This is a genomic window from Limnobacter sp. SAORIC-690 (assembly GCF_002954425.1).
In the GTDB taxonomy this organism is placed as follows: Bacteria; Pseudomonadota; Gammaproteobacteria; order Burkholderiales; family Burkholderiaceae_B; genus Limnobacter; species Limnobacter profundi.
The window spans coordinates 323,696-349,978 of the sequence record NZ_MQVZ01000001.1 but is presented as its reverse complement, the minus strand read 5'-3'; the positions used below and the strand labels follow the sequence as shown (position 1 = coordinate 349,978).

The window sequence follows — 26,283 nt, the reverse complement described above, 5'->3', positions numbered from 1 at the left end:
CTGACAATCAAGGGCCGCTGATCCGGCGGTCCCATCTCCCCAATTTCTAAAAAACTTCGTGTTTTCATTTCTTCGTTGTCGGAGATTTAGGCGTGGCGCGCGTTGCAGCCTGGTTATCTCTCGGTCAGCTCATGCCTGCCCGGAAAATGAGCGATTATTCAGTCCCAAAATAAGCTGAAAATCAGTCTCAAAATAAGTGTTTTTGTCACCGAAAATTTAACAATTATTGGCTATTAGTTGCATTTCGGAGGAAGAGGGGTAATTTGCTAAGTGATTGAAAAGTCTAGAAGTGCAGTCTTATTCTTAATTGAAAGACACGTTAATTTTCCAGTTGCAAGCCGTGATGTAAAAGAAAGCAGCCTTCGGGCTGCTTTTTTATTGGGCCTTTCAAGTATCACCCTGAGTGGGTGACAGCAACCTAAATTTCTACCCTCTATAGCTGGCTGACTACACTTCCTGATTCTTTAAATTCTTGGAGTTGGGGCACCATGCCAGCAGATCTGTTTTTGAAATTGGGCAATGTGAAAGGCGAGTCGGTTGACTTGAAGCATGCGGGCGAAATGGAGCTGCTAAGTGCACGTTGGGGCATGCAAGTGGCGGTGGGTGCCAATGGTGGCGTGTTGGCCCCAGCAGGGCGCGCGGAAGTGAAATCTTTACGTGTTGAAAAGCGCGTAGACCGTGCTTCCCCCACGCTGCACGCACAAACCTGTATCGGTCAGCTTTACGACACCATGGTGTTGACCAAGAGAAAGTCGGGTCTTGTTCCACTTGAATATTTGCGCATTACTTTCAAAGACGTGATCGTGAGCGACATTGATATTTCACTGGGTGCGGGTGAAGATGGTGACCTTGAAGTAGTCACCTTTGCGTTCACAGAATACAAGGAAGAATACAAACCGCAGAACGGCGATGGAACGGGCGGTGCTGCTGTCACCGCCGGTTTTAATTGTATTAAGTGCGTGAAGATTTAACTTCGTTCTGGAGGCGTTCATACGCCTCCACATGCTGGTTGAACAGCCTCAAGTTGAGTTTGCGGATTGGGGCGGGCAGGTGGTACTTCACGTAGTCGTGGCGCCATTTCATGAATTCATCGAAATTTTCCAGATGGAACTGAGTGCCTGGAGTCATTTTCTCAATCTGAATTAAGCGGAAACCTTCACCTAGAAATAGTCCGACACGATAGGCGAGGATCATTGTGATCATCTGAATAATTCCAATTATTTTTACGTTTGAGACTAATCCAGGTTGATCTGCAAATTCATTGATAAACCAAAAAAGATAAGCTCCACCAATTAAGCAAAGTGGCCAATATAACCAGTGAATGAAAGGAAGATTTTTCATTGAGCCGAAGGTTCGGCTCTTTAGGTCGATGGTCAATAAAGTCCATTCGATGGTTGAATAAGATCGTAAAGATTGTTGATCTGATCGATTTCGAGCGATTGCGTAGGCTCCTAATGTGGAAGTAAGCAGTACGAGAAGGGCGAAGTTTGGATTGATAAATTCAATCCAACCACTCAATGCCAAGATGTCACCAGAGCCACTCACAAGATCCCAGTGATGTACGCCAATGATGAATGGATGCACGATTAACAAAAGAGAAAACTGAAAAATCAAGACAGAGCGAATCGGTCTCTTACTTCCAAAAAGCCACCAGTACCAGAGAGCAAAAGAGAGCAGTAAATTAAGTGTGATCGCAAAAATCGTATCTGAAATGGTCCAGTTTGTAGTAAACAAAAACGGGATTTCCGCCATAAGCAGGACAAAGCAGCTACTTAACAGAATCGCGATAAAGTTGTGTTGAGGCGGTGGTGCGCTGAGTGACATTATTCAGTCCTAATTTTGATTAGTTGAACAGAATCTTTGCTTTGTTCTTTACCCAGTCATCCGCGTCAGTGGCTTGGTAAAGTGCCCCAATCAATAAACCAGCGCCTAAGGCAACTATGACTAAGGGCGCCCCAGCTAAGCCACCTGCGATTGCCAATGTTGCCACTATTGCGCCTCCACCCATTGCCAGCAAATTGCCGGTTTGATTGGTTGCCGTATCCACACCGAATTGTTGCCAGTTGACACGTTGTCCCAAAGTGGCGTGGTGGTTGTAGTTGTTCATGATGTCGCTGATTAACGTTGGGCCGAAGCTTAGAACACCACCCACTTTGACCGAACCAAGCCACGGCGATGCTGTAAGCCTGCGCAACTCCCACATTTCATCTGAGGCTTGCCTGCTCAAGCTGAGTACCTTGTCGTATTTGAATGCATTGGGCCCCAGTGATTTGGTACTCATGTTCTTGCTGATTTGCTGAAATTGATTTTTCTCCAGCAAGGTAATTTGTTTGGCATTGGTTTGGCGTACCCGAATGAGTAAATCGGCGTGTTTGCTAAACTGGTCGGGGCCTTTAAGGCCCACGGCTTTCAGTTCCACACCGTTGCCCAGTTTCACTGTGCGCGGTTTACCGCTGGTCAGTGTGGCTCGCAATTCAGTTTTCATTTTTGAAGTAAAGCGCGCTTTGGCGGCGGCTTCAATCAAATTGGACAGGTTGCCCGGCAAGTTGGTGGGGCCAAACAACTGAGCAAGCAGGGCAGCGCTCACTGTGCCTTTTTCAAATGCACCTACTAGCGCACTGGTTTGCTGTGTGTTCAATTGTGATGTCATCAGCATGACCCCAGCCACAGGGTCTTGCTGCATTACCTCTGGCACCATCGCCAGGCTTACTTGGGCATCGGGCTCGAAGTGGCCGAGAAAATCCATTTCCTGATGCAGGTATAGCGGCGCTGAACCATCGTGGCTATTCAACGCACGGGTGTAGGCGAGTTGTAGCGATTGCGCTTTGCGCTTCAGATGGTCTTCGTGAAATGTGCGGGCTTGGGTGTTCATGCGGCAGCAAAATAAAAACGAGGCAAGCCGCAGTATGCGTGAAAGATTTTAAGGGGTAGAAATGAAGCGGTTTTTCGAAAAGGCAAGGGGGATGGAGCTTCCCCCCTGTATTTAGTTTTCAGATTTTTGCCATGGTAGCTTTTCGTAAAACTCGCGTACCTTGGAGTACGCTAAATCAAATTCGGGCAGGTTATCTTGAATGTCGTTTGCAAGAGTGCGGTAGCCATCCGCCGCCATGTTTTGCACGGCTGGGTCTCTCAGGCTGTTTGTTGTGGCTTCAATTCCTTTGGTGGTGCAAGTTGTTTGTATGCATTCCAGTAAATCGATGTGTTCCCCATGGCCAGTGAGCGGTGCGTTCTCGATCAGAAAGTAAAGGTCGTAAACATCTTGGTACCGGTTTCTTTTCCGGATAGGTTGCTGCAGCAGCGACCGATATTTCTCTGCCATCAAATTGACCAAGCTATACACATGCAGTTCGTCAAGGTCGCTAAGCCGAAGCATTTCAATATCCAGTACTGCCTCGTTGTAGCTGAAATCAATTTCGACAATTTGTGGGGACTGCTTTGCAATTAGGCGGCGCATGGCAGATGGGTTGCTTGGTGCTGCATACCCAATTCGCAGGTTAAGTGTAGGGTGAGTGCGGTTGTTGCCGGGTGGGTTTATTTTCGAAGATTGAATGGTGCAGTGGGTGTTGTAAGAAAGTAGTTGGTTGAAGTATTGAATTTGGGCTTCAAGTTCTTCGGTCAATTCCTTCTCGTTACCTTGTTGGTAAAGTGCCTTGGTAGAAAAATCGGCGTCGCGGGTGAAGCGGGTGCTGTTGTAGCGAATGGCCATTAACATGCCACCTTTCATCACCATTTGCGTTCGAAGGGGCGCGCTGCTACCGATTGCAGACAACACAATATGAGCAGCCTCCCGAAAAGCTTGTTGCTGTAAGGGTGCGCTGGCAACCCATTCGGCTACATTCAGGGTTTCAATCTGCTTATTCAAAAGTGTTCTCGTTGTTCAATAAAGAGGGTAGGTTGATTGATAGCTTCCACCGCTCAGAATAAAAGGGTTCGAATTCGGCTTCGGGATCAAGTTTTCTAGACCCACCCCGCTGGGCAAACTTTTCCCAGTCGGCAAAAGCTGGGTGGTCAAGCTTGCAAACCTCGGACAGTAGGTAGCCAGCCCGAACCTTATCAATTGGCGCGCCGTGGGTGTTCAGTTCATCTACAATAAATGGCAAGTACTTTTTGGCATGGTTGGTGTACATGTCTACAACATGTTGCAGGCCGCCGCACAAAGCGGGTTCTCGAAGCATGTCCAGAAAAACCCGACCAATTGTTGCAACGCGCAGGCTGCTGTGTGCTGTGGTGCGAAAGGCGCCCTGGTTTGAACGTTCAAGCAGGTGCACGGTAATTCCAGATAGTTTTTTGAAAGTAGGGCGAATTAGTTTTGGATAACCCAGTTTCAGAAAATTTTCAGTTTGCTGCCCAAGGTCGCGGTTCATTTTTGCCTTAGCCAATGCTGCCCATTCAGAAGCTTTTGGCCGCGTTAAATAAACCAGCTGCGAGAAGCGGTCGGTTAAGCCGTAGTGTTCCATTGCGCTAAGGTGAGATACGTAAGCGAAAGGATCCAGACTGCATGCAAGTTCAATTGTCGTGCTGCGTTCATACCCAAACAGCTGGAACCCGCGTGTTTCTGCAAAGGGTTCAATGGGACGTATTAAGTGGAATTGTTGAAGTAGTTTTAAAACTTCTTCGAGTTGTTTTTTTGTGGCTGCGGTTGTTGATTTTTTATTCGGGAGGCATTGATATACCAGGCAAGCCAATTCATAATGCGTAACAGCTGGGCCATTTTGTTTGGCCAGCTGCGCAGCAATGGTTGTGGCTATATTTTCGGTTTGAATTATTTTAGTGTTTTTTGCCATGCGTTAACATCCGTCCTAAGGACGGATGTTAAACGCATGGCGTAGTTTTGTCAAGAAGACTTTTTGTTTCGCTTATTGTTGGTGATTAATGTGCTGGGGAGGTGATATTAAATAGGGTGTGTGGAGACGATGAAAGTGAATTCAAAAGTAGCTGATTTGAGGCGGAGGCCCGACTTGCTCGCATTAGGGCGGGAGGGAAGACATTGAAACTGATTGAGGTGAAAAAGCTGGTGTGTGAAAAGGTAGGCTACAAAAGAGTAATCAATTCTAAATGATTTGCGTGTCCTGTTGCGGTGAAAAGAGGGACTTATGTTCAGCCATTGCGGGCCTTCAAGGTATAGTTACGTAGGTCAGCTATCGGCCAGGAGTGATGGGCGGCGAGCTGCTGTTAATGTTACACGCGCATATCTCAGCATCCGCGCGATCATGACTTCCTTTGGGCATAGGACTATGAAGCGAAAGAAGTACGAGCAGCGAAAGCAGCATTTCATACCAGCATGCTACCTGAAAGCCTGGCTGGATCCTTCGGCACCGAAGACAAGCAAGAACACCCCGTACGTTTGGCTGTTTGATAAGAAGGGGCAAAACCCAAAGGCCAAGGCGCCCGAGAAGATCTTCCGTGAATCTGATATGTACACACTGACCACACCCGATGGTGGCGATGACCTCCGGCTCGAGCACAGCCTTGGAACTGTGGAGTCGAACTTCACGAAGGTAAGGGCCAGTAAGTTCAACTTTAAGCGCCCTCTCACGAAGGGGGATTGGTTATGGGTATGCTTGTTCGCTGCTACGGTACACAATCGCACCGCGGCGAGCCGCGATCACTTCCTCAGTCAGATGGAGGAAGTGAAGGAAATGTTCGAAAAGGTCGCAGGCCCCGACTGGGAAACTAGAACCATCGAGCCAGAGCTTCCAGCTCACGTTGATCGGTCGAGGGCTTACATTCCTCAACCAGGGGACTTCGACAACCTGAAGGAAATGACGACTACAACGCTGCTCAATTCAGCCGCGGATGTGATACTTCCTACGCTGCTTGGTATGCACAAGACTGTGCTCTACACAACTGACCCTCTCGGGTTCATCACTACGGATGCCCCATCGACGTGGTGCGACCCAACAGCTTATCGTCGACATCCATTCGAGCGTGCCGTCGGTCTAGGAAATCCAGCGATTGAGATCACGCTACCAATCTCCCCAGCGCAGTGCCTTTTATTCACGCATCACCCCGTCGGCCCGCTCTACGCCGAGATTGGGTTAGACCGGGTCGATGCTCTCAATCACCGGCATGCTGTCCATGCACCAACCACGGTTATAACTCAGAGCAAGGAAACGCGAGACTTGTGGTTTCAGGTTATAGAGCCACCTGCCGATTCATGGGAAGCGCTTCACCCTGATCCGGATGAAAGGCGCAGGTGGACCAGTCCGGATTGCCCTCTTGAATTGCGTGATTTCATTCAACGTGGACATTTCGATCGCCAGCGCTGAACTGGAACATTTGCCAAGTCCTTCTGCTTATATTGAGTGTTGATCTTCAAGCACTCGAAAAGCCGCTTCGCAGGTATTAATGTCGATGGCTTTATGCCCAAATTGGGTCGAAAGCAGTCATCTTTCAAGAAATAGGTGAAGTCCGCTCCGGCCGAAAACCAGCCACTCATTTCACCCTCAAACCACCGTCAAAAACTCCGCCACCACAACCATTTCCTCGGCATCCTCAGCACTCAGCACAATCGCTTCGTGCTTGTCATTTGTCGATTCTGGTTTCAACACAATCACGCTGTTCACCACGCCATCTTCACCAAAATGCTTCTCGCTTTTGTAGCGTTTTATGGTGTACTGACCACCCAGTTCTGGGTCTGAAATTCGGCGGTGTTGTACCACCACAATTTTTCCGTTTCGGGTGCCCTGCGGGTTGAAGTGAAACAGGCACCATGCGCCGGGTGGTATGCGTTTGTTCATGGAATCGCCTTCAACACGCGCCACAAAGTAGCCTTCGCTGGCTCGCAGGTGGGCGGGCAGTACAACATGGTCAAACGTGTCAGCCTGTTGGTAGTCGCTAAACTGCCCAGCGGCAAACTTCAAATCAAAAATGGGCACGCTGTTGGCGGCCTCTTGGCCAGCTTGCACTATCGGTAGGTCCAGCCCTTCGTATTTGTTCAACATGGGTGCCACCTCCACGTGTTCAAAACCATTCACCAGTGTTTGAAAGTGTGCGCGTGTCTCGTCGTCGGTAAAGTAAACGTAACATCCTTTCATGCCTCGAGTCATCAGGGTTTTGTAGGTATTCTTGATCACAGCATCGGCCATGGCCAAGTTCTTTTCCCGGTTTGTTTTCAGTCCGCCCTTAAACCCTTTGATGCTTTGGTCCATATTGCTGCGCTTGAATGCGTCAGTAAGCACTTCGCCATTGCGCACCACGAAGTCGGGTCCAACAATTACTCCAACATAGTCAAGCTCCAACCCTTGGCAGGTGTGAATGCAACCCACTTGCTCCACGCTATTGGGCTTGATAATCCATGTGCTGCCATCGTCGTCCAGGTTCCATTGGGCCTTGTAATCTTGTTCAGGAAACTCGATGTCGAAAGCATTTGGGTTCTTTTTGCTTTTCCAGTCCCAACAGTAACCAGCCACCACACGGGCTTTGTTGTTCGTTTCGTTCTTCTGGCGAATTGCGTTGTGCAACGCTGTGGGTGAATCGAACACTTTGAAATCGAAATCCAATCCGTCCAGGTTCAAGTTGGCGGTGGGTTTAATTTGTAGGTGGTGGTTTAGCCAGGCAATGTAGCTGTCGCTGCCATTACAGCGAAATTGGGAACGTAACTCTTGCTCAACCACTTCCGCGCCCAGGGCCTGCGCCCATTTGCGAATTTCCGCTTTGCTGCCGATGTCTTTGAAGGTAACGCGTTGGTCTTCATCCACGAAAAAAATGCACAGCTTGCTGGCGTGGATCAATTCTTTAATTTGGTTTTCGCCCAAGTTGCCGTACAGGCCACTTTTTTCATTCAAGCGGTGGGCTTCGTCCACCAGTAACACATCAAACTGATTGGCCTGGTTGTCCACATATCCGCCAGACCCACGGAATAAATTTGCGATGCGTGTCTTTTTAAACGTGCCGGTCAGCTTGGCTTCGAACACCGCGCGGGGCGCTGCATTTTTCGAGACGTATTGGCAAACCATGCCGCGCTGTGTGAATTCGCTGAGCAGGTTGATGGCCACCACCGATTTGCCCGTGCCCGGGCCACCTTCCACGATCAGCACGCGTTTGCTTGAATCATTGCGGGAATGGGCCAAGTCCAACGCCATTTCATACACCAGCTTTTGGTCGTCGATCATCAAAAACTCGCGATTGCCCTGCAGCATATTGCTCAGGCTGTCGGCCAGGTTTTTGGATGGGCGAATTTTCCCGTGTTCAATGCGGTACATCAAGTCGTTCTGGTCGCCGTACTTCACGTGCCTTTTTAAAAACTCAGAAAGTTTGCGCGCGTCCTTTGAAATGAATACGGGTGCGCGGTCGGTGTGGGCTTTGTAAAACGGGTCGTTGATAACCTGGGCACTGTTCAAGTTGTGCAAATACGCGCAGGCACTGAGGCGCACCTGTTCGTTTTGTACCACCTCGGAATAATCTTCGATGAGTGCGGCATACGTCCACGCTTGGTAAGACGGGTGGGGGGTGTTGATATTGCCTTTGCCCAGCCAGGTGTTCACCACCGCGTCTTGCTTGGTGGCTTGAACGTCGCTCCATTGCTTTAATTCAATGATGACGGCGCTTTCCTCAAGCTGTGCATTGCGGCCCGTCAAAATAAAGTCAATGCGCTTGCCGGTTAACGGAATGTTGTATTCGATGGAAACCAGCGAGTCGCCGGGAATTTCGGGGTCGTTCAACACCTGGCGCATTTCTTTCATTGAGTTGCGCCAAGAATTGACTTCTGATTCGCCTGCTCTGCGGAATAGCTTGCGCTGAAATTCCCGGTGAATGGCTTCATGAATTTGATCGTCCAACACGTCGTCGAGGAACTTCGATTTGCAGGCGGTGTAAACGATCATTGTGGGTGTGGTTTGTTCTTGTGCTTTGAATGTATCAGGAAACCTTCGTTGAATGAACTATTTCAGGTGGGGTAATTGGGGGCTACAAATGGGTGGGGAGGTTAAACAAAGCAATAGAACTGAATGCCGGTAATTGTTACAGAAGAGGCTCGACGTTCTTGAAATGGGTGGTTATAAATGAATAAACACGTGGGTTCGAATTTTGAAGATTTCTTGAAAGAAGAGGGCATTCAAGAAGAGGCAGAAGCTTTGGCCATCAAAAAAGTGATTGCCTGCATGATTGAGCAAGAGATGATTTCAAGATCAATACCGAAAACTGAAATGGCACGCAAAATTGGAACCAGTCGAAGTCAGTTGGATCGATTGCTGGATCCCGAAAACACCTCGGTTACTTTGGCAACGCTTGTCAAATCGACAGCAGCAATCGGGAAAAAAATGATCATTACCTTTGAAGATTGTCCACAAACAGTTGTTGCTTAAACCCCCACCAAATTCCTCGCCACTGCTTCAGCCACTTCAATGCCATCTACACCGGCTGACAAAATACCACCCGCGTAGCTGGCACCTTCGCCGGCAGGGTAAAGGCCTTTGACATTCAGGCTTTGGAAATCGTCGCCTCGCGTTATTTTCAGGGGCGACGAAGTACGGGTTTCTACGCCGGTCAACACGGCGTCGTGCATGTCGAAACCTTTGATTTTTTTGCCGAATGCCGGCAAGGCTTCACGCATGGCCGTGATTGCGTATTCGGGCAATGCGTCGGCCAGGTCAGTCATCTTGACGCCGGGTTTGTACGATGGTTCTACGCTGCCAAGTTCAGTCGATGCTTTGCCCGCAATAAAGTCGCCCACCAATTGGCCGGGTGCCTCGTAGTTGCTGCCGCCCATCACAAAGGCATTGGATTCAAGCTTGCGTTGAAAGGCGATGCCTGCCAGTGGGCCACCGGGATAGTCGGCCGGGCTAATTCCCACCACAATACCCGCGTTGGCGTTGCGTTCGTTGCGGGAATATTGGCTCATGCCGTTGGTGACCACGCGATGTTCTTCTGACGTGGCGGCCACCACGGTGCCGCCGGGGCACATGCAAAAGCTGTACACCGATCGGCCATTGGCAGCATGGTGCACCAGCTTGTAGTCGCTGCGCCCAGCAGGGGGTGGCCAGCGTGTTGCCCCAGGCGGGCACGGTCGATCAGCTTGCGGGTGTTCTATCCGAAAGCCCACTGAAAATGGCTTGGCTTCCATGTACACGCCGCGCTCGTGTAGCTTGGCAAAGGTGTCGCGGGAACTGTGGCCCAGCGCCAGCACCACATGGTCTGCGCGCAGTTCGTAAGTGCCACCGTCTTTCAGGTTCTCAATGGTCAGGCCGCGAATGTGGCCGTCTTCAATGTGAAAGTCGCAGACGCGTTGTTGGAAGCGAATTTCACCACCCATGGCGATGATCTGCTCGCGCATGTTTTCTACCACTTTCACCAGGCGGAAGGTGCCAATGTGTGGTTTGCTGACCAGCAAAATTTCCTCGGGTGCGCCAGCCTTGACAAACTCGGTCATCACTTTTCGGCCCAGAAAGCGCGGGTCTTTGATTTGGCTGTACAGTTTGCCGTCTGAAAATGTACCGGCGCCGCCTTCGCCAAACTGCACGTTCGATTCGGTGTGCAATATACGTTTGCGCCACAGGCCCCAGGTGTCTTTGGTGCGTTCGCGTACCTGTTTGCCACGTTCAATCACAATGGGTTTGAAGCCCATTTGCGCCAGCATCATGGCCGCAAAAATACCGCAGGGGCCAAAGCCAATTACCACCGGGCGAATGGCTGGGGCTTCGTTCAGTTTCACTGGCAACTGGTAGACCATGTCGGGCGCAGGCCGAATGTGCGAGTTGGTACTGAATTTTGCCAATAGTTGCGCTTCAAGCTGAGCGCTGTCCAGTTCCACATCCACGATGTACACCAACAGCAGTTTTTGTTTGCGCGCGTCGTAGCTGCGCTTGTAAATACTGAAGCTTTTGAGCTGGTTGGCTGAAATTTTCAGTGTGCTGCAAATTAATGCGGGCAGGGCGTCTTCAGGATGGTCGAGTGGAAGCTTCAGCTCGGACAAGCGGATCATGGCGGGTGTACCTTGTGGATCTGTTTTTCGGATCAAGGCCGTATTTTATGCTTTTACCCGCCAAAGTGCACTTATTTCACCGGTTTTAGAATCACATAGGCCAGGCAATCTGGTTTCTTCATCTGAAAACCGAAGTCGATTTCTCCCCAGGAGTTATTGGCTGTGTAGGTGGTTGCTTCCTCCAAAGATTTACCACGAGGAATTTCGGTGATCTTCAGGTTCTCGTATTGTTGATTTAGCTGAGGCATGGTGATGCATTCGCCTTCCAAGTGCATCAGTAACATACCTGGGCTTTGCGCGCCTTGCTGAGGCAGTCGAAGATCAATTGTGCTCACCTTGACCTCACCTGCGAATTGAATACTTTGACCCTTGTAAAACTTGAAATACTCATTGGAATGTCGAGTATCGTGGGCAAGTGTTTGAACCAGTGTTTTTTCGACATGCGCCAAAGTGAGAGAAGACTGGGTTTGAATATCGTCGATCAAATTCCAGATGGAACGGTTCAGATTGATCATTGTGTTGTCCTTTGACGCGTGTGTAATCGGTTGGCTGGCGCTGTAGAGCAGGGCAAACAACAGGAGCAGTTTTCGACCCGCATTACTTTTTCCCGCCATAATTTTTGTCATACCAGCCACCGTAATAGTCTGCATAATTTTGACCTGTTGTCGATGTGATTTCATTGGCACCGAATTGTGAGCCAATTTTTCGATAGGCGTTTTGAGCATTGCCATCTTTTAAGTACTGGTTGTAAGCCCGAATATAGCTTGCATGGTTTTTCGGGTTGCCGGCAATACCGATGTCGGGGCCACCTGCTTGAATGATTTCTCGTTGAACCTGAATGTTCTTCATGGTGGCAGCCCCCTCGTCATCCAGGGTGCCGTTAAGGTATGCCTGCCTTGAGCTGGTGTCTAACTGATAAGGGTGCAAGGCGTGGCCCACTTCATGGGCTAAAACCTGCGTAGCCTGATTGGCATCGCCTCTCAGATTGCTGTCCAGGGTAATCGTTTTCTCTCTGCGGTTGGCGTAGGACCCGCCTCCCGCCGCTCCGTAGTCGACCTTCCAGCCCTGACTCTGCAGAGTATTCAGGTTATTAACCAGTGTGGGCGACTTGCCAATTAATGTGTCAATGCTTTGCCCGAGTTTGCCTTTTAGTGGAGAAGCCGTGGAGGGGGTATCGGGTGCTGGTGAGTTTGGGGGGTGGTTTGCTGCTGATGCGATCAAGGTGGCACCACACGCAATTTTGTGACCGTGCAGGGCCACAGCCATGTAGTTGTCGGTGAATGTGCTCAGTCCCTCGACAATCGGGAATACATGGGGTTTGCACAAAGGGCAGGTGACCATGTCGCCGACCCTGGCGATGGGTCGGCCTTCAACCGATGTGGTGGGGCTGCCCGAGATGACCACGCCACCGTGGCTGGTGGTGTCGCCGATCAGGATTTGTGCGCGACCCTGTATAAGAGGCCTTGATGACATGCGATCAAAAGTAAGTGGTGTAGCTCCTTGAGTAATTAATCCGTGGCCGTGGTTCCCTTGAATTTCATGGCTTGTGGATAAAAATTCCTTACCTGTAATACTTGCGCAAAGCCAGCAAGGGTATGGCATACAACACCGCAAACCCGGAATTCAGAACCGCGTTTTGCCAGAAGCCGCTGTACAGCGAAAATGCGGTATCGGGCACATACCAAAGCAATACAGAAATTGCGATCATGTTGCAGGTCTGTTTGGCGTCCTCAATGTTCAGCTTGCGCACCAGCATGAAAATCAGCGCGCCCCAACCCACCAACACTGAGCCCATCACCGCATGGGCCAGTTCAATATACGCAGTGGCTTGTGGGTCGAAAGCTGCAAACTGTTCGGTGTTCTGGAATATCAACAATCCAAAAGCCTGTTGAGTCAGCCCTGGTGCAAGCACCATGAGCAGGCCAAACAGCACTGTGAATTCGGCGGTGTAAGTAAGCCAGTTGATCCAAAAGGTGGGCGTACTTGTTGCACGGTTGTGCATGGTGCTGGTTTGCATGGCAGGTCTCCTGACGTGGTTGAAAGTGAATCAGTTCAACACCAGTTTGATGAGATCAGGGTCATTGCAGCAATAACCTGCGAGGTCATAGATTTCAGAAATTTTCCGTGGCAGTATGAGCACATGCATACACAAGCCCCCACCCATACCGCCGGAATTCGCCTGCGCAATTTGCGCACTCGACAAAAGGTCAGCCAACTTGATTTGGCCTTGCGCGTTGGCGTTTCCCAGCGCCACTTAAGTTGCATTGAAACAGGCAAAGCCAGCGCCAGCAAAGACATGTTGTTGGCACTGCTGGAGGGTTTGGATGCGCCACTCAACGAGCGCAATGAAGCGCTGGTGGCTGCGGGCTTTGCGCCCTTGTTTGGCAGCCGGCCGATTGATCACCGTGAAATGGGCACCATCAATGAGGTGATTGATTTGATGTTGACTGCGCAGCATGCAGCCCCGGCCATGGTGTTGGACAGTGAATGGAATTTGCTGAAATTCAATCCCAGCTTTGTGCGCTTGTTGCAATTGCTGGAATTTGACTTGGCCGCATTGCAAGCCACACCGAATGTGTTGCTGGCGCTGACGGCACCCGGTGGCTTGGCCTCGCGCCTGGAGAACCCGGCCGAGGTGCTGGGTGATGTGCTGAAAAGGGCTCAGCGTGAGGCTTTGCACGTGCCCGCCTTACAGGCCATGTTGAAGCAAATTCCGCAATCAATGTTCGATACCAAACAGCCACAGAACTTCAACAACCCCACCTTGGTAACCCGGTTTAAAAGCAAGGTGGGTGAGCTTCGCTTTGTGTCAACTTTCACCAGTTTCGGGGCGCCTTTGGACATCACTGCCGCATCGTTAAGAATTGAACATTTGTTCCCCGCTGACGAAGCCACTCGAAAGGCGTTTGCCTGATGCGTGCGCTCTTGTTGTTTTTGCTGATTGCCTTGGGTGCATTCGCAACGTGGTGGTTTCTTCAAAAACCCAGCCACAATCGACAATGGGCTGATGATGTGGCCCACATGCTGCATGCCGATGTGAATGGCGACAAGGTGGTGTTGAAGAATGTGCGCAACTTTGAGTGGCGCACCGAAACCGATTACACCCCACGTTGGGAAACACGTGAATACGATTTAAGCCAGTTGAAAACCGCCGACCTGGTGCTGTCGCACTGGATGGGGCCAAAAATTGCACACACGCTTGTTTCATTCGGTTTTGCCGATGGCCAATACCTTACTTTTTCACTCGAAATTCGAAAAGAGCAAGGGGAAAAGTTTTCCGCATGGAAGGGGTTTTTCAGGCAGTACGAGGCGATTTTGGTGGCGGCCGATGAGGCGGACATTATTCGCACGCGAAGCAATGCACGTGGTGAGGATGTGTACATGTTTCGCTTGGCCATTCCGCCCGAACAATTGAAAACCTTGTTTTTGGCTTATGTGGAGCAAGCGAACAAACTGGAAAAAACCCCCGAGTTTTACAACACGCTGACCAGCAATTGCACTACCGTGGTGTTCGATATTGCCAAGCGAATTGTGCCTGATTTGCCCTTGGATTACCGCTTGCTGCTCAGTGGGTACTTCGCGGAGTACGCGCATGCGCAGGGCGGTTTGGTCGAGGGGTTCAGTTATGCCGAACTTCAAGAAAAAGGCTACATAGTGCCCCGTGCCAAGGCCATGCAGGCCGGTGAAAACTTTTCCGAAGTTATCCGCCGGGGCGTGCCTGGCATGTGATGTGGTGGGTCAGCAGCCACCCGCCCAGCGTGGGTCATTGATGTTGTAGCTGCGCGGTTTCATATAGTCCACCGGGTCGCGCAGGTAATCTACTTCGGGTGGGTTGGGCAGCTTGCTGACAGCCTCCAGCCAACTGTTTTCATAAGCCGAGGCCCCACCCCCAATACCGGGTGTCCAGGCGTCGTGGTGGTTGGGCAAGGCCACTTTGGGTTTGGTCAGTGCCACATACGCCAGGGCGTCGCGGTAGGCACTGGTCACCAAACCAAAACCCACAATTGCATTCAGTTGCACATCCACGCATTCGGGCAATTTGACCAAGGCGTTGGCCACGGCTTCGCTTTCTGCATTGCCTGCTTTCATCACTCCGGTGGAATTGTGCCAAAACCAGGCAAAGTCGCCTGCGCGGAAGTGATAGGCCCAGGTGCCACCTGCGGGTTGGCCCACACCACCGTCGTCGCGAAGTGTGCCCACAAACCGAAGTGCCTCGGCCAGGCTGGTGTTCAGGTAAGTGGGGTAGGTCAGCACGTCTGGAATGTACACAAGCGGCATGCCACCGCTAAGCAGGTCGGTGGGTTCAGCGGCAGAGTGAGTGTGCTGTACAACATGCACGGGCTCGACATCTTCCCAAATTTGAATGGCGCGTGTGCTTCCAGCACCTGGGTTGGTTTGGTCGCCCAGGTTCAGGCAGGGAAAGGTGTTGGGTATGCCCTCACTGGCGGCGCGCTCCCGGGCGATGTCGCACACATTGCTGCCTGCAACCAGCAGGGCGTTGCTCAAGCCGGCCACATAGCCGGCATCCGCAGCGTGGTCAAAGTGGCCGTGGCCAATGAAGATTGCCTCGGGTTGAATGGCGGCCAGTTCTTCGCGGCCAATCGGTACGTAGTTGGCATGCACGCCCACAATTTCCCAAGCGTCCATCAAGAACAAATGGCCCTTCATGCTCACGATAAAACTTGAAACACCCACCCACCAGAACTTCACTTGTTCAGGGTCCATGGCATTGGGGCCCAAAATGCGTTCACGCGTGGCTTGAAGTTCGGCATTCGCAGTGCCAGCCGCGGGCAGGGGTGCGAAGTTTGCGGGCTCAAACACATTGGGCCGTGTTTCGTTGGGACTGGTTCTTGCCGTGCTGGCGCTGCCTGTGTCGGAATTGCCACCCAGGCAGGCGGATAACAGTGGTGCGCAAAGCAGGGCACAGGCTGCAAGGCCTGTGCGGGACATGAAAGAAGTCATTGTTGTTGGTGTTGAATGTGTCTCCAACACCTTGTACTGCCACCAATGCGGTTTTAGATGCCCTTCACCAGCGGCGAGAAAAAGCGAATGATCTTGGTTAAGTCTTCTTTGGCTTCCGGCAAGGCAATGTTCATCGTCGGCCAAATATGCGGCATGCCGGGGCGGGTCAGCAAAGTAATTTGTCCCCCCACTTTCTCCACGGCATCACGTAGCAACACAGAATCGTCCAGCAAGCACTCGTCTTCACTGGCAGTCACCATCAGTGGTGGCAGGCCTTTCAGCTTGCCCAGCAAGGGCGATGCGCGTTCATCGGCGGGGTCATGGCCGCACATGTACAAGTTGGCGGCATGTTCAATCATGTGGGAGGACAACATGCTGTCGGTTTTGTCATTGCCTTCAATCGAAGGTGACAGGCGGCGCATGTCGGTGGCTGGCGAAATCAGCAGACCGCCGTGCGCGGGCAACTTTTTCTTCAATGCATGTTGCAGCACTGCCAATCCCAAATTGCCGCCAGCGGAATCGCCTGCCACGAAAATTGGCTCGCCAGTGGGTGTGTCGGCCACCAGCGCTTCAAAGGCAGCAATGCAGTCATCTAATGGCGCTGGAAACGGGTTTTCTGGCGCAAGGCGATAATCAGGCATGAACACTCGAAATCCAAGCGCATTGGCCAAGGCACCGCAAAAAGGGCGGTACATCGGTGGGTGACCCGCCACAAATCCTCCGCCGTGAATGTAAAGCAGAGCACCCTTGGGATTGACGGGAATCAGCCACTCGCCAGGTACGCCGCCCAAAGCGCCTTTGATGTGTTTCAAGCCTTTGGGAACTGGCGCCAGAAGGTTGGATGCGGCTGTCACCATGCGGAACCTGCGCACAAAACCGGCACCGTTGCCCCGGTAGCTTTTCAGGGCGATGCTCGCAATTTTGTTCATCACTTTGGCTTGAATGGACGGCATGGTGTTCCTCTTGGAAAGTGGGATGGGGTATTTATAGCACTGCCAGTGCTGGCCAGTTTACCCTGAGTTTTCAATGCACTTGATAAATTCGGACAAATCTGGAGGGGATTCGCAAACGCTGTTTTCAGGCCTGAAAAATCGGCACAATAAAAAAAGAGAAAAACCACACGGAGACACCATGGCGATATTCGACGAAGACATTTTGATCATTGGCGCAGGTTTGTCAGGCATTAGTGCTGCATGCCATTTGAAAAAGGAATGCCCCAACCGAAAGTTCACCATCCTCGAGCGCCGCACCACCATTGGTGGCACCTGGGATCTGTTCCGTTATCCCGGCATCCGATCCGATTCAGACATGTTCAGTTTCGGCTTCAAATTCAAGCCCTGGAAGAATGCGCATTTTTTCTCGCAGGGCAATGACATTCGCAGCTATGTGCACGAAGCGGCCACCGAGAACAAGGTGTTCGACCACATTCGCTTTCAGCGCAAGGTAAGCGACGCCAATTGGGACAGTGATGCGCAGCGCTGGGTGATCAATGCGGTGAATGAAGCGACTGGCGAACCCGAACAATACCGCGCCAAATTCATGATGGCCTGTGCGGGTTACTACAATTACGATCAGGGTTATCGTCCCGATTTTCCGGGTGAGAAAAACTTCAAAGGTTTGATTGTTCATCCACAGCATTGGCCAGAAAACCTGGACTACACCGGCAAGAAAGTGGTGGTGATTGGCAGTGGTGCAACAGCAGTTACGCTCATCCCCAGCATGGCCGACAAGGTTGAGCACATCACCATGTTGCAGCGTTCGCCGTCTTATATTTTTTCATTGCCCTCCGTGGATGCACTCACCAAAGTGCTTCAGAAAACCCTGCCTTCCAAACTGGCCTACAAGCTGAACCGCACGCGTACCATTGGTTTGGCGCACTTCATGTTCAAGGCCAGCAAAAGCAAGCCTGAGGTGGTACGCCGTTTCTTGATTGCCATGATGCGCAGGCAGTTGAAGGGTTCGAATGTGGACATCAAGCACTTCACACCCAACTACATGCCATGGGATCAGCGTTTGTGTCTGGTGCCTGATGGCGACTTTTTCAAAGCCCTTCGCAGCGGCAAAGCCAGCGTGGCCACAGACACCATCAAGCAGTTTGTGGCCAATGGCATTGAATTGAACTCGGGTGAGATTCTCGAGGCCGACATTATTGTGACTGCCACCGGTTTGAATGTACAAATGGTGGGCGGCATGAAGATTTCACTGGATGACAAGGCTGTCAACCTGAGTGAAAAAATGTTCTACAAAAGCGCCATGCTTCAAGACCTGCCGAACGCCGCAGTAGTTCTAGGCTACACGCATGCCTCATGGACTTTGAAATCAGATTTGGTGAGCGGTTTTGTGTGCCGATTGCTGAACTACATGGACAAGAAGGGCCACGCCGTGGCGGTGGCCAAAACGGCCGATGTTCAACCAGTGGAAGGCTTTACAGTATTGGGCGGCTTGAATTCAGGCTACTTGAAACGTGTGGCTGACCAGTTGCCCCGCCAGGGCGAGACCCACCCCTGGCACAATCGGCAAGACTATTACCACGACACCAAAACCTTGCTGGAAGACCCGGTGGATGAGCCCGGTTTGGTGTTTGAGCCAGCAAAGGCTGGTGGGAACAGGGCCAAACCGAAGTTGAAAGCAGTGGCTTGAATTTAACTGTCGCTGTCAACGAGGGTGAAGCGCCGGGTCATGCGCTCACCCACCTGTACCATTTCAAAAAATACATTCATAGGGCGAGTCCAGGCGGTGTGTGTGTCGCCACTCAGGGGGCGGTACACCACCACAGGGCTTAAATCGCTTTCTTGAATGGCCTGGCAGATAATTTCATACAGGCCACCTTTGTAGTGTCGGTAACGTTCGCCTGCTTTTACGCTGTGTAGTTGTTCCGGTACGTGGCTCATGGGTGTCTCCTGTGTTGTTCAAAGTCATATTTCTTGAATATTCAAGGTCATATCGTTAAACTGTACGGCTGTCCTTGAAGAATTGAAAGGAGTTCCTGAATGCCTGCAACCAAGCGAGCAACCGAGGAAACCAGCAAACCAGCAACAAAGCCTTTGACCAAGTCGGCTGTAAAGCCTGCCACAAAGGCGACTGATGCCAAAGCAGAAACGCCTGAAAGCAAGGCCCGCCCGGTGGCTACAACCCGCAAACCTTCCAAAACAGCGCTTTCTCCTTCTGAGGTAACACCGCTGGCCCTGCTAACGCCCAACAAGCCCGCGCGTCGCCGCAGGTCGGGTGCCGCAAAGCCCAGAAAATTGAAGGGGGCTACAACTACCTGGCCATTCCCAACCGGCTCAAGGCCTTAACCTGCTGAACGCTTCACTATGCTTCTAATCGATATTCTGCGCTTACTGCTGGAAACAGCCGCCAGCCTGCTTGCTTTTTGTCTGTTGCTGCGTGCGTTGATGCAGTGGGTGCGTATACACCCCAGCAACCCCCTGTCACCTTTTATTTTTTCCATGACAGACTGGCTGGTGAAGCCGCTACGCAAGGGCGTACCGGGCTATGGTGGCATTGATTGGGCCTCCATTTTTGGTGCTTTTGTGGTGTCTTTTGTGCTTCACATTGTGTTGGTGCTGCTTACGGTTGGGCTTTCCAGCGGCGGGCCTGGTGTGGGCGCGCTGATTACCCTGACCATACCCATTGCCATTTTCTGGGTGCTGCGCAATGTGGCCTATCTGCTCATGGGTATTGTGTTGATTCAGGTGGTTTTGAGTTGGGTCAATCCGTTCTCGCCAATCGCATCCATTTTGAATGAATTGTCGCGCCCTTTTCTGGAGCCGCTGCGCAGGGTATTGCCCACCATTGGCAATGTAGATTTATCGCCCCTGGTATTTTTCCTGATTTTGCAAATTGTGATGATGGTGCTGCAAAGCCTGATGCCAGGTTTTTGATTCTATTGAATCAAGATAAAAAAAGAGCACTTGTGAAAGTGCTCTTTTTCATTTGGCTTAGAACCTAATAGCTTCTTAGCGTGTAACGCGTGAAGTACCACCGCCACTTACAATCCGAACGCGGTCGCCGGGACGGAAGTCTTCACCCGCTGCATCTTGAACATAAGCGCGCAGGGTGCCGTTGTCCATGCGAACGGTGATTTCAAGACCCTGGCGAGTCGATGCGTTGCGCTCAATGGCTTGACCGGCCACACCGCCAGCCACTGCGCCCACGATTGCACCCACTGCGCGACCACTACCGCCGCCCACATTGCTGCCAGCAATGCCGCCGATAATACCGCCAGCAGCGGTGCCCACGCCGTTGGTGTCGCCTTGAATGGTGACTGTACGAACACTTTCAACTGTGCCCTGCTCGATAATTTGCGCTCGGCGGGTTTCACCTTCGCGGTACACTTGGCCCGAGCTGCTTTGCGTGGCACAACCTGCAAGCGCGGAGAGCGCAATCAGGGCCACTGCGCCGGTGCTTCTAAAACTGAACTGAATTGACTTGGCCATGATTTGATTTTCCTTTCAAGTTACCAGGGTTGTTGACCAAAAGCGGCGGTAAACCTGGACGCAATTTCTTCCCGGCTGTACTGGTAGGTTTGGGGGCCTTTCACTTCAATTTTCAGTGAACCCATCAAACTGGCCAGCCTGGCCGCATTCACAATGCCCATGCCTTCTGTGAGGCCGTAGAGCAAGCCGCCGCGGTACGCATCGCCACAGCCGGTGGGGTCGGCAATACGTTCAGCTTTAACGCACGGTATGTCGTGCCGTTGACCCTGTGTATACACCCAGCTGCCTTCCGCACCGCGTGTAACCACAAGCGCTTCCAGCTTGTCTGCAATTTGCTCCAAGGTCAGGCCTGTGCGGTCACACAACATTTTGGCTTCATAGTCATTGACAGCAGCGTAGGTGGCAAGTTCCAAAAACCGGTCAAGTTCGGGTTTGCCGAACATGGGCAGGCCTTGGCCCGGATCAAATACAAATGGAATGCCCGCTGCCGCAAACTGCTCGGCGTGTTGCATCATGCCGTCCCGGCCATCGGGGGCGATTATTCCCAAGGCAATGTCGCCTGCATCGCTCACTTTGTTCAGGTGTGAGTGGCTCATCGCACCTGGGTGAAAAGCGGTAATCTGGTTGTCGTCAAGGTCGGTGGTGATGAAAGCCTGCGCGGTGAACTCCTCGCCAATTTGTTTCAAGCAGCTGGTTTCAATACCCAAGGTTTGCAGGCGCTGAAAGTATCCACCGGCATCATGTCCAATCGTGGCCATGGGTACTGGTTTGCCGCCCAGCATGTTCAGGCTGTAGGCAATGTTGCCTGCGCAGCCACCCCAGTCTTTGCGAAGGCTTGGAACCAGAAATGCAACGTTCAGGATGTGTACCTGGTCGGGCAAGATTTGGTCTTTGAAGCGACCTTCAAACACCATGATGGTGTCGAATGCGATAGAGCCGCAAATTAAAACGCGTTTGGTGTTGGTTGGGGAATTCATTGTGAAACAGTCCAGTATTTAAAAATTGGCTCGGCGTTTATTGTTCGCTTGGGCCTTGGTCGAATAATTCAAGCCGAAAGCCAGTCGCGGCGCTTTCGGGTAGTTGTGTGTTCAGGGTGCTCAAGTTTAAGTATGCCAGTACTTCCACTGTTTTTTTGCCTGTTATCAACGGTGCCTGGCTGGCTGCATTCTCGTCACGCAGTTGGTAGTCGCCGGGGCTCAGTGATTTGCTGGCCAGCACCAGGCCTTGCGGGTCGAGCAATTCCACTTTCAGGTGGGGCCATCGGGCGGGCAGGGGAAGTGGGTTGTGCAAGGTCAGGTCAACCCGCAAATTGTGCTCATCCAGCGCTTGCAGGCCGCTGCCTTCAACGCGCAAAGCTTGGGTGGCAGGGCTAGCAAACAGCCGTTGAATGGCGGGCCCTGCATTGTTGATGTGCTTGGCGATTTCTGGCGTTTTTTGCAACAGGTTTATGCGCTGCCACCACAGTGCCTGCACACCGAGCGCCAGCAGCAGTGCAATACAGGCGGTTTTCAGGGCAGGGTTGCCCTGGTTGAAACTCAGCAGAGGTTTCGTGGGTGCTGTGTTGGCAAACAAGGCCTCAGAGCCAGTCCCGTCTCCGCCTGACAAGTTGTGGTCGCTGGTGCGGTTGTCGTCGCTTTGCCTGGGGCTTAGGTCCAGCTTTTGCCAGGCTTCGGTGTCGGCTGACGTAAGGTGTTCAATGCCGGAAAATACGGTTTGGCAATGCCCGCAGCGCACCTTGCCCTCGTGCATTTGCAGTTGGCCAGAGGTCACTTTGAACAAGGTATTGCAGTTGGGGCAGCGGGTGGCAAGGCTCATGGCACTAGTTTAACCTTGCTTGTCAATGGCAGGATTATCAGTTGGCAACTTGGTTGACAACTTAGTCAGCGGCTTTTTGGCCATGCAGGCATACCCAGCCATCGCGCTCTGCCCACACGGCCAGCTTGATCCATTGGCGGTAATGCGCAATCACTTCTTCAGCCTGTCGGGCCAACACGCCGGAAAGCACCAACTGCCCGCCCGCTTCAACATGGTTGCACAATGACGGCGCCAACACTTTCAGTGGGTTCGACAAAATATTGGCCACCACTATTGGAAACTGACGTTTGGCCAGTGGAAAGTCGGGCAAACCACAGGGCATTTCAACGCCATTGTTGCCCGCATTGTAGGCGGTGCTGTCGACAGCTTGGGGGTCAATATCCACGCCGATGGCCTCAGAGGCTCCCAATTTAAGTGCAGCAATACCCAAAATTCCCGAGCCGCAACCGTAATCCAGCACACTTTGCCCTTTCAACGGAAATTCGCTGAGCCAGCGAAGGCACAGCGCGGTGGTGGGGTGTGAACCGGTGCCAAAGGCCAAGCCGGGATCGAGCACCAGGTTGATTCGGTCGTCGATGTCTTGAGGTTCGTGCCAGGAGGGCACAATCCACAATCGGGCTGAAATTGGAATGGGGTCGAATTGGGATTGGGTTAAACGAACCCAGTCTTCCTGAGGTACTTCGGTGTACTCAATTTCGGCATCTCCCAGCAATTCAGCTGGAATTTCACCGAAAATTTGCTCACCTTCGGCCTTGTTGCGAAACAGGGCCACCACATGGTTTAAATTCCACGCCGCTGATTCCGGCTCCATGCCGGGCTCGCCGAACAAGGGTTGTTCGTCTTCGCTGTCTGCATTGGCATCTTCCAGGCTAACCGCCAAGGCCCCCAGCTCCATGAGCAGGTCGGAAACTTCATCGGCTTGCTCAAAGGGCAGGGTAAGTTTGGCTTGTATCAGCGGTGTGGCCTGTGGGTTCATTTACTTGAAACGTGCTTCCAGTTTGTGCTCAAGGTAGTGAATGCTGGTGCCGCCTTCCACAAAGCGGGCGTCTTCCATCAATTCACGGTGCAAGGCTGTGTTGGTTTTGATGCCGTCGACTACCAGTTCGGCAAGTGCTTGGCGCATGCGGGCCATGGCCTGCTTGCGGTCTTCGCCGTAAGTAATCACTTTGGCAATCATGGAATCGTAGTGAGGAGGCACGTTGTAACCGCTGTACACATGGGAATCCACGCGCACTCCGGGGCCGCCCGGTGCATGCCAGTTTTTGATTGGGCCGGGTGAGGGCACAAACTTGAATGGGTCTTCCGCGTTGATTCGGCATTCCATGGCGTGGCCACGGAATTCAATGTCACGTTGGCGGAAACGCAGTTTCTGCCCTGCGGCAATGCGAATTTGTTCCTGCACAATGTCCACGCCGGTGATCATCTCTGTAACCGGGTGTTCAACTTGTACGCGAGTGTTCATCTCGATGAAGTAGAACTCGCCGTTTTCGTACAGGAACTCGAATGTGCCCGCACCGCGATACCCAATTTTGCGGCAAGCTTCAGCGCAGCGTTCACCAATGCGCTCAATCAGGCGGCGTGGAATGTTCGGCGCAGGTGCTTCCTCAATTACCTTTTGGTGGCGGCGCTGCATGGAGCAATCGCGTTCACCAAGCCACACGGCATTTTTGTGTTCGTCGGCCAGAATCTGGATTTCAATGTGGCGCGGATTTTCAAGGAATTTTTCCATGTAAACCGCGGGGTTGTTGAAAGCCGAGCCTGCCTCGGTTTTGGTCATGGTGACTGCATTCAGCAATGCAGCTTCGGTGTGCACCACGCGCATGCCGCGCCCACCGCCGCCGCCCGCAGCCTTGATAATAACCGGGTAGCCCACCTGGCGTGCAATTTTCACGATTTCACGTGGATCGTCGGGTAATTCACCCTCTGAGCCGGGTACACAAGGCACACCGGCTGCGATCATGGCCCGCTTGGCAGACACTTTGTCGCCCATCAGCAGAATGGATTCAGCACGGGGGCCGATGAACACAAATCCGCTTTTTTCGACACGGTCGGCAAAACTGGCGTTCTCGGACAGAAAACCGTAGCCCGGGTGAATGGCCTCAGAATCAGTGACTTCGGCGGCGCTGATAATGGCTGGAATGTTCAGGTAACTTTCTTTGGAGCTGGGGGGGCCAATACACACCGATTCGTCGGCCAGCTTTACATACTTGGCGTCTACGTCTGCGGTGGAATACACCGCCACGGTTTTAATGCCCATTTCCTTGCAGGCGCGCAGAATGCGCAGGGCTATTTCGCCGCGGTTGGCGATCAATATTTTTCCAAACATGGTGGCTGCTCCTGTTCTATTCAATGACGAATAGAGCTTGACCAAACTCCACGGGTTGACCGTTTTCGACCAAAATGGCCTTCACAACACCTGACTTGTCGCACTCAATTTCGTTGAGCAACTTCATGGCTTCAATAATGCAGATGGTTTGGCCTTCCTTCACAGTGCTGCCAATTTCAACGAAATTGGAGGCGCCGGGGCTGGGTGCGCGGTAAAACGTGCCCACCATGGGTGAAGTTACTTTGTGGCCGGCATCGGCTGGTGCCGCTGCCGGTGCCTCTGTGGCTGCAGGCGTTGCTGCGGCCACAGCGGGTGCAGCCATGGCTGCTGGTGCCTGCTGCATCATTTGCTGCGGCATGGCCATGGTGTACTGGGGCTGGCTTTTGACGATTCGTACCTTGCCTTCGCCTTCGGTCACTTCCAGTTCGGAAATGTCAGATTCGGCGACCAGGTCGATCAATGTTTTTAGCTTTCTGAGGTCCATTTACTTGCTCCATCTAGGGAGGTTGGTTTTGTATGGCAGTACACAACCAAGCGCGAGGTGAATTGAGCCTAACTTCGTTTAGTGTGCACTGAAAATCAATTATTTTCCACCTTGGAGGGCATTGGTGAACCTTGCTTCGCGGTTCGCCCAAATCAGGCGTTGCGTGAGCATACCCGATTTTAACGTTGCAGTGCGTTAGTGATAGTACTCATCTGTATTCTGCCGGCTTCTCTCAGTAATTCATTACCATTTTCGTCCAAAATGACTGTAAATGGTAATCCGCCCTGTTGATTGCCGAGCGCTTTTCCAAGTTCTGTACCTGTCATGCCTGTAAGCACAATCGGGTAATTTACAGGTGTTTTTTGCAGAAATTGCTGTACGTTACCAGCAGAATCAATTGCGATCCCGATCAGTTCCACATTCTGGGCCTGAAGCTGCGGGTACAGCTCGTCCAGTTCCGGCATTTCTTCCACGCAGGGTGGGCACCAAGTGGCCCAGAAGTTAAGAACAACCACCTTTCCTTTCAATGCGCCAAGGTCGAGAGATCCACCTTGGGGCGTGTCAAAGGTATAACCACTTAATGGGTAATCAGGACCACTTTGTGGTTTCAGCCCAAAATAAAGGCCAATTGCCAAGGCAAGAACCGCGGTCACGATGGGGATGAGTTTGTTTTTCATGGTGCTTCTATTTGGCTTATCAAACGGGTCAAGCCCGCTGTATCAGTTTGAAAAAGGGTTCCGTCAGGTGCTTGCCTGTTAAGCAGGCCACGGCGTTGTACCGGGCTGGCCACGCCCAATTGAAACCAGCGCTGTTTCCAGCGAAAGGCCACGGCGGGGAATGATTTGCCAGCCAGCAAGGCGTCTTCGCAGGCGTCGAAATTGATATTTTGGTTTAACAACCAGTAATCCACTTCTTTTTCGTCGTCGGCAAAGGCAATGATGTGAACATCTGAATGTGCGCTACCTGTGCCATTCACGGCCGCACCATACACAATGGGCTCGAATTGCTGAATTCCTTGCATGAATTGGAGTGCAACTTCGCGCAATTCGTTCAATTCACCGGGCTGGCTGTCGGCTTGAAACAGGGCTTGATAGGCGCGCAGTTCGTCTTGTATGTCTTGATCGGAGGGAAGCCGTTCACGGGGCACACGCTGTTTTCCAAGGAGGGCTTTCACGGCCTGATTGCGTGCAGTGGCGTAGTCCAAGCCTTCCTCGGCGATCAATCGGGCGGCGGTCATCGCAATTTCTATGCGAAGTTCGTCTTGCGGGGCGAAGAATTCTTCCATACCGGCAGTGTATCCAAATTCACAGGCACTACAATATGGGCTTGTTCTGAA

The 26,283-nt window shown here is 52.0% G+C and carries 28 protein-coding genes; 8 read left to right on the top strand and 20 right to left on the bottom strand.

Annotated features, from left to right (window positions below):
- Window positions 1-488 precede the first annotated feature (488 nt).
- Window positions 489-971, top strand: a complete 483-nt coding sequence (locus tag BSZ31_RS01595) for a type VI secretion system tube protein Hcp (protein ID WP_105027251.1) — start codon at window positions 489-491, stop codon at window positions 969-971.
- On the opposite strand, the gene BSZ31_RS01590 is transcribed toward BSZ31_RS01595, so the two are convergent.
- The 4 genes from BSZ31_RS01590 to BSZ31_RS17185 form a co-directional block, all read right to left on the bottom strand.
- On the bottom strand, window positions 952-1,824 hold the full coding sequence (locus tag BSZ31_RS01590; RefSeq protein ID WP_105027250.1) for a hypothetical protein: 873 nt from the start codon (window positions 1,822-1,824) through the stop codon (window positions 952-954). The two genes, BSZ31_RS01595 and BSZ31_RS01590, sit on opposite strands and share 20 nt — an antisense overlap.
- Window positions 1,825-1,843: 19 nt before the next feature.
- A complete protein-coding gene (locus BSZ31_RS01585) occupies window positions 1,844-2,872 on the bottom strand; it encodes a hypothetical protein (RefSeq protein WP_105027249.1) in 1,029 nt (342 codons plus the stop codon).
- A gap of 111 nt (window positions 2,873-2,983) precedes the next feature.
- Complete coding sequence (locus tag BSZ31_RS01580) at window positions 2,984-3,862, bottom strand: nucleotidyl transferase AbiEii/AbiGii toxin family protein (protein ID WP_105027248.1); 879 nt, start codon at window positions 3,860-3,862, stop codon at window positions 2,984-2,986.
- Window positions 3,855-4,364: a hypothetical protein gene (locus BSZ31_RS17185; protein ID WP_240605620.1), complete on the bottom strand. Its 510-nt coding sequence runs from the start codon at window positions 4,362-4,364 to the stop codon at window positions 3,855-3,857. The genes BSZ31_RS01580 and BSZ31_RS17185 overlap by 8 nt, the downstream gene beginning before the upstream one ends.
- A gap of 870 nt (window positions 4,365-5,234) precedes the next feature.
- Here BSZ31_RS17185 and BSZ31_RS01570 point away from each other — a divergent pair.
- Window positions 5,235-6,269 (top strand): DUF4238 domain-containing protein, encoded by a 1,035-nt coding sequence (locus tag BSZ31_RS01570; protein ID WP_168426803.1) that lies wholly within the window; start codon window positions 5,235-5,237, stop codon window positions 6,267-6,269.
- A gap of 177 nt (window positions 6,270-6,446) precedes the next feature.
- On the opposite strand, the gene BSZ31_RS01565 is transcribed toward BSZ31_RS01570, so the two are convergent.
- Window positions 6,447-8,825: a DNA/RNA helicase domain-containing protein gene (locus BSZ31_RS01565; protein ID WP_105027245.1), complete on the bottom strand. Its 2,379-nt coding sequence runs from the start codon at window positions 8,823-8,825 to the stop codon at window positions 6,447-6,449.
- Window positions 8,826-9,038: 213 nt separating this feature from the next.
- On the opposite strand from BSZ31_RS01565, the gene BSZ31_RS01560 reads away from it, so the two are divergent.
- A complete protein-coding gene (locus BSZ31_RS01560; protein WP_369907252.1) occupies window positions 9,039-9,305 on the top strand; it encodes a helix-turn-helix domain-containing protein in 267 nt (88 codons plus the stop codon).
- Here BSZ31_RS01560 and BSZ31_RS01555 read toward each other — a convergent pair.
- The 4 genes from BSZ31_RS01555 to BSZ31_RS16800 form a co-directional block, all read right to left on the bottom strand.
- Complete coding sequence (locus BSZ31_RS01555) at window positions 9,302-10,957, bottom strand: NAD(P)/FAD-dependent oxidoreductase (protein WP_369907251.1); 1,656 nt, start codon at window positions 10,955-10,957, stop codon at window positions 9,302-9,304. The two genes, BSZ31_RS01560 and BSZ31_RS01555, sit on opposite strands and share 4 nt — an antisense overlap.
- Before the next feature lie 35 nt (window positions 10,958-10,992).
- A complete protein-coding gene (locus tag BSZ31_RS01550) occupies window positions 10,993-11,436 on the bottom strand; it encodes a hypothetical protein (RefSeq protein ID WP_146106552.1) in 444 nt (147 codons plus the stop codon).
- A gap of 82 nt (window positions 11,437-11,518) precedes the next feature.
- The gene (locus BSZ31_RS17180; protein WP_240605619.1) at window positions 11,519-12,394 is read right to left on the bottom strand and encodes a PAAR domain-containing protein; all 876 of its coding nucleotides are present in this window, start codon (window positions 12,392-12,394) and stop codon (window positions 11,519-11,521) included.
- An 88-nt stretch (window positions 12,395-12,482) separates the two neighbouring features.
- A complete protein-coding gene (locus BSZ31_RS16800; RefSeq protein WP_168426802.1) occupies window positions 12,483-12,938 on the bottom strand; it encodes a hypothetical protein in 456 nt (151 codons plus the stop codon).
- Between the two features lie 123 nt (window positions 12,939-13,061).
- Between BSZ31_RS16800 and BSZ31_RS01535 the strand changes: the two genes are divergently transcribed.
- Window positions 13,062-13,835 carry a helix-turn-helix domain-containing protein gene (locus BSZ31_RS01535; protein ID WP_168426801.1) on the top strand — a complete coding sequence of 258 codons (774 nt, stop codon included), beginning with the start codon at window positions 13,062-13,064 and terminating at the stop codon, window positions 13,833-13,835.
- A complete protein-coding gene (locus tag BSZ31_RS01530; protein WP_105027240.1) occupies window positions 13,835-14,650 on the top strand; it encodes a DUF4105 domain-containing protein in 816 nt (271 codons plus the stop codon). Before BSZ31_RS01535 ends, BSZ31_RS01530 begins: the two co-directional genes overlap by 1 nt.
- Before the next feature lie 9 nt (window positions 14,651-14,659).
- Here the strand turns inward: BSZ31_RS01530 and BSZ31_RS01525 are convergent, their stop codons facing one another.
- Complete coding sequence (locus BSZ31_RS01525) at window positions 14,660-15,871, bottom strand: MBL fold metallo-hydrolase (RefSeq protein WP_146106551.1); 1,212 nt, start codon at window positions 15,869-15,871, stop codon at window positions 14,660-14,662.
- 65 nt (window positions 15,872-15,936) lie between these two features.
- Window positions 15,937-16,836: an alpha/beta hydrolase gene (locus BSZ31_RS01520; RefSeq protein ID WP_105027238.1), complete on the bottom strand. Its 900-nt coding sequence runs from the start codon at window positions 16,834-16,836 to the stop codon at window positions 15,937-15,939.
- Window positions 16,837-17,014: 178 nt separating this feature from the next.
- Here BSZ31_RS01520 and BSZ31_RS01515 point away from each other — a divergent pair, with 178 nt between their 5' ends.
- Window positions 17,015-18,523: an NAD(P)/FAD-dependent oxidoreductase gene (locus tag BSZ31_RS01515; protein WP_105029698.1), complete on the top strand. Its 1,509-nt coding sequence runs from the start codon at window positions 17,015-17,017 to the stop codon at window positions 18,521-18,523.
- A gap of 2 nt (window positions 18,524-18,525) precedes the next feature.
- Here the strand turns inward: BSZ31_RS01515 and BSZ31_RS01510 are convergent, their stop codons facing one another.
- Window positions 18,526-18,774 carry a DUF1653 domain-containing protein gene (locus tag BSZ31_RS01510; protein WP_105027237.1) on the bottom strand — a complete coding sequence of 83 codons (249 nt, stop codon included), beginning with the start codon at window positions 18,772-18,774 and terminating at the stop codon, window positions 18,526-18,528.
- Window positions 18,775-18,873: 99 nt separating this feature from the next.
- Between BSZ31_RS01510 and BSZ31_RS01505 the strand changes: the two genes are divergently transcribed.
- Together BSZ31_RS01505 and BSZ31_RS01500 are read left to right on the top strand one after the other, a co-directional pair.
- On the top strand, window positions 18,874-19,179 hold the full coding sequence (locus tag BSZ31_RS01505; RefSeq protein ID WP_105027236.1) for a hypothetical protein: 306 nt from the start codon (window positions 18,874-18,876) through the stop codon (window positions 19,177-19,179).
- A gap of 18 nt (window positions 19,180-19,197) precedes the next feature.
- Window positions 19,198-19,767: a YggT family protein gene (locus BSZ31_RS01500; protein WP_105027235.1), complete on the top strand. Its 570-nt coding sequence runs from the start codon at window positions 19,198-19,200 to the stop codon at window positions 19,765-19,767.
- A gap of 75 nt (window positions 19,768-19,842) precedes the next feature.
- On the opposite strand, the gene BSZ31_RS01495 is transcribed toward BSZ31_RS01500, so the two are convergent.
- The 8 genes from BSZ31_RS01495 to BSZ31_RS01460 form a co-directional block, all read right to left on the bottom strand.
- Window positions 19,843-20,322 (bottom strand): glycine zipper 2TM domain-containing protein, encoded by a 480-nt coding sequence (locus BSZ31_RS01495; RefSeq protein ID WP_105027234.1) that lies wholly within the window; start codon window positions 20,320-20,322, stop codon window positions 19,843-19,845.
- 20 nt (window positions 20,323-20,342) lie between these two features.
- Complete coding sequence (locus tag BSZ31_RS01490; RefSeq protein WP_105027233.1) at window positions 20,343-21,299, bottom strand: carbohydrate kinase family protein; 957 nt, start codon at window positions 21,297-21,299, stop codon at window positions 20,343-20,345.
- A 37-nt stretch (window positions 21,300-21,336) separates the two neighbouring features.
- Window positions 21,337-22,137: a zinc-ribbon and DUF3426 domain-containing protein gene (locus BSZ31_RS17175; RefSeq protein ID WP_206018522.1), complete on the bottom strand. Its 801-nt coding sequence runs from the start codon at window positions 22,135-22,137 to the stop codon at window positions 21,337-21,339.
- Between the two features lie 61 nt (window positions 22,138-22,198).
- The gene (prmA, locus tag BSZ31_RS01480) at window positions 22,199-23,113 is read right to left on the bottom strand and encodes a 50S ribosomal protein L11 methyltransferase (RefSeq protein ID WP_105027232.1); all 915 of its coding nucleotides are present in this window, start codon (window positions 23,111-23,113) and stop codon (window positions 22,199-22,201) included.
- Window positions 23,114-24,463: an acetyl-CoA carboxylase biotin carboxylase subunit gene (gene accC / locus BSZ31_RS01475; RefSeq protein ID WP_008250526.1), complete on the bottom strand. Its 1,350-nt coding sequence runs from the start codon at window positions 24,461-24,463 to the stop codon at window positions 23,114-23,116.
- A gap of 16 nt (window positions 24,464-24,479) precedes the next feature.
- Entirely contained in the window at window positions 24,480-24,947 is a 468-nt protein-coding gene (gene accB, locus BSZ31_RS01470; RefSeq protein ID WP_105027231.1) for an acetyl-CoA carboxylase biotin carboxyl carrier protein, read from the bottom strand.
- Between the two features lie 179 nt (window positions 24,948-25,126).
- Complete coding sequence (locus tag BSZ31_RS01465) at window positions 25,127-25,624, bottom strand: TlpA disulfide reductase family protein (protein ID WP_105027230.1); 498 nt, start codon at window positions 25,622-25,624, stop codon at window positions 25,127-25,129.
- Window positions 25,621-26,232, bottom strand: a complete 612-nt coding sequence (locus tag BSZ31_RS01460; RefSeq protein WP_105027229.1) for a UDP-N-acetylmuramate--alanine ligase — start codon at window positions 26,230-26,232, stop codon at window positions 25,621-25,623. The genes BSZ31_RS01465 and BSZ31_RS01460 overlap by 4 nt, the downstream gene beginning before the upstream one ends.
- Between the last annotated feature and the right edge of the window lie 51 nt (window positions 26,233-26,283).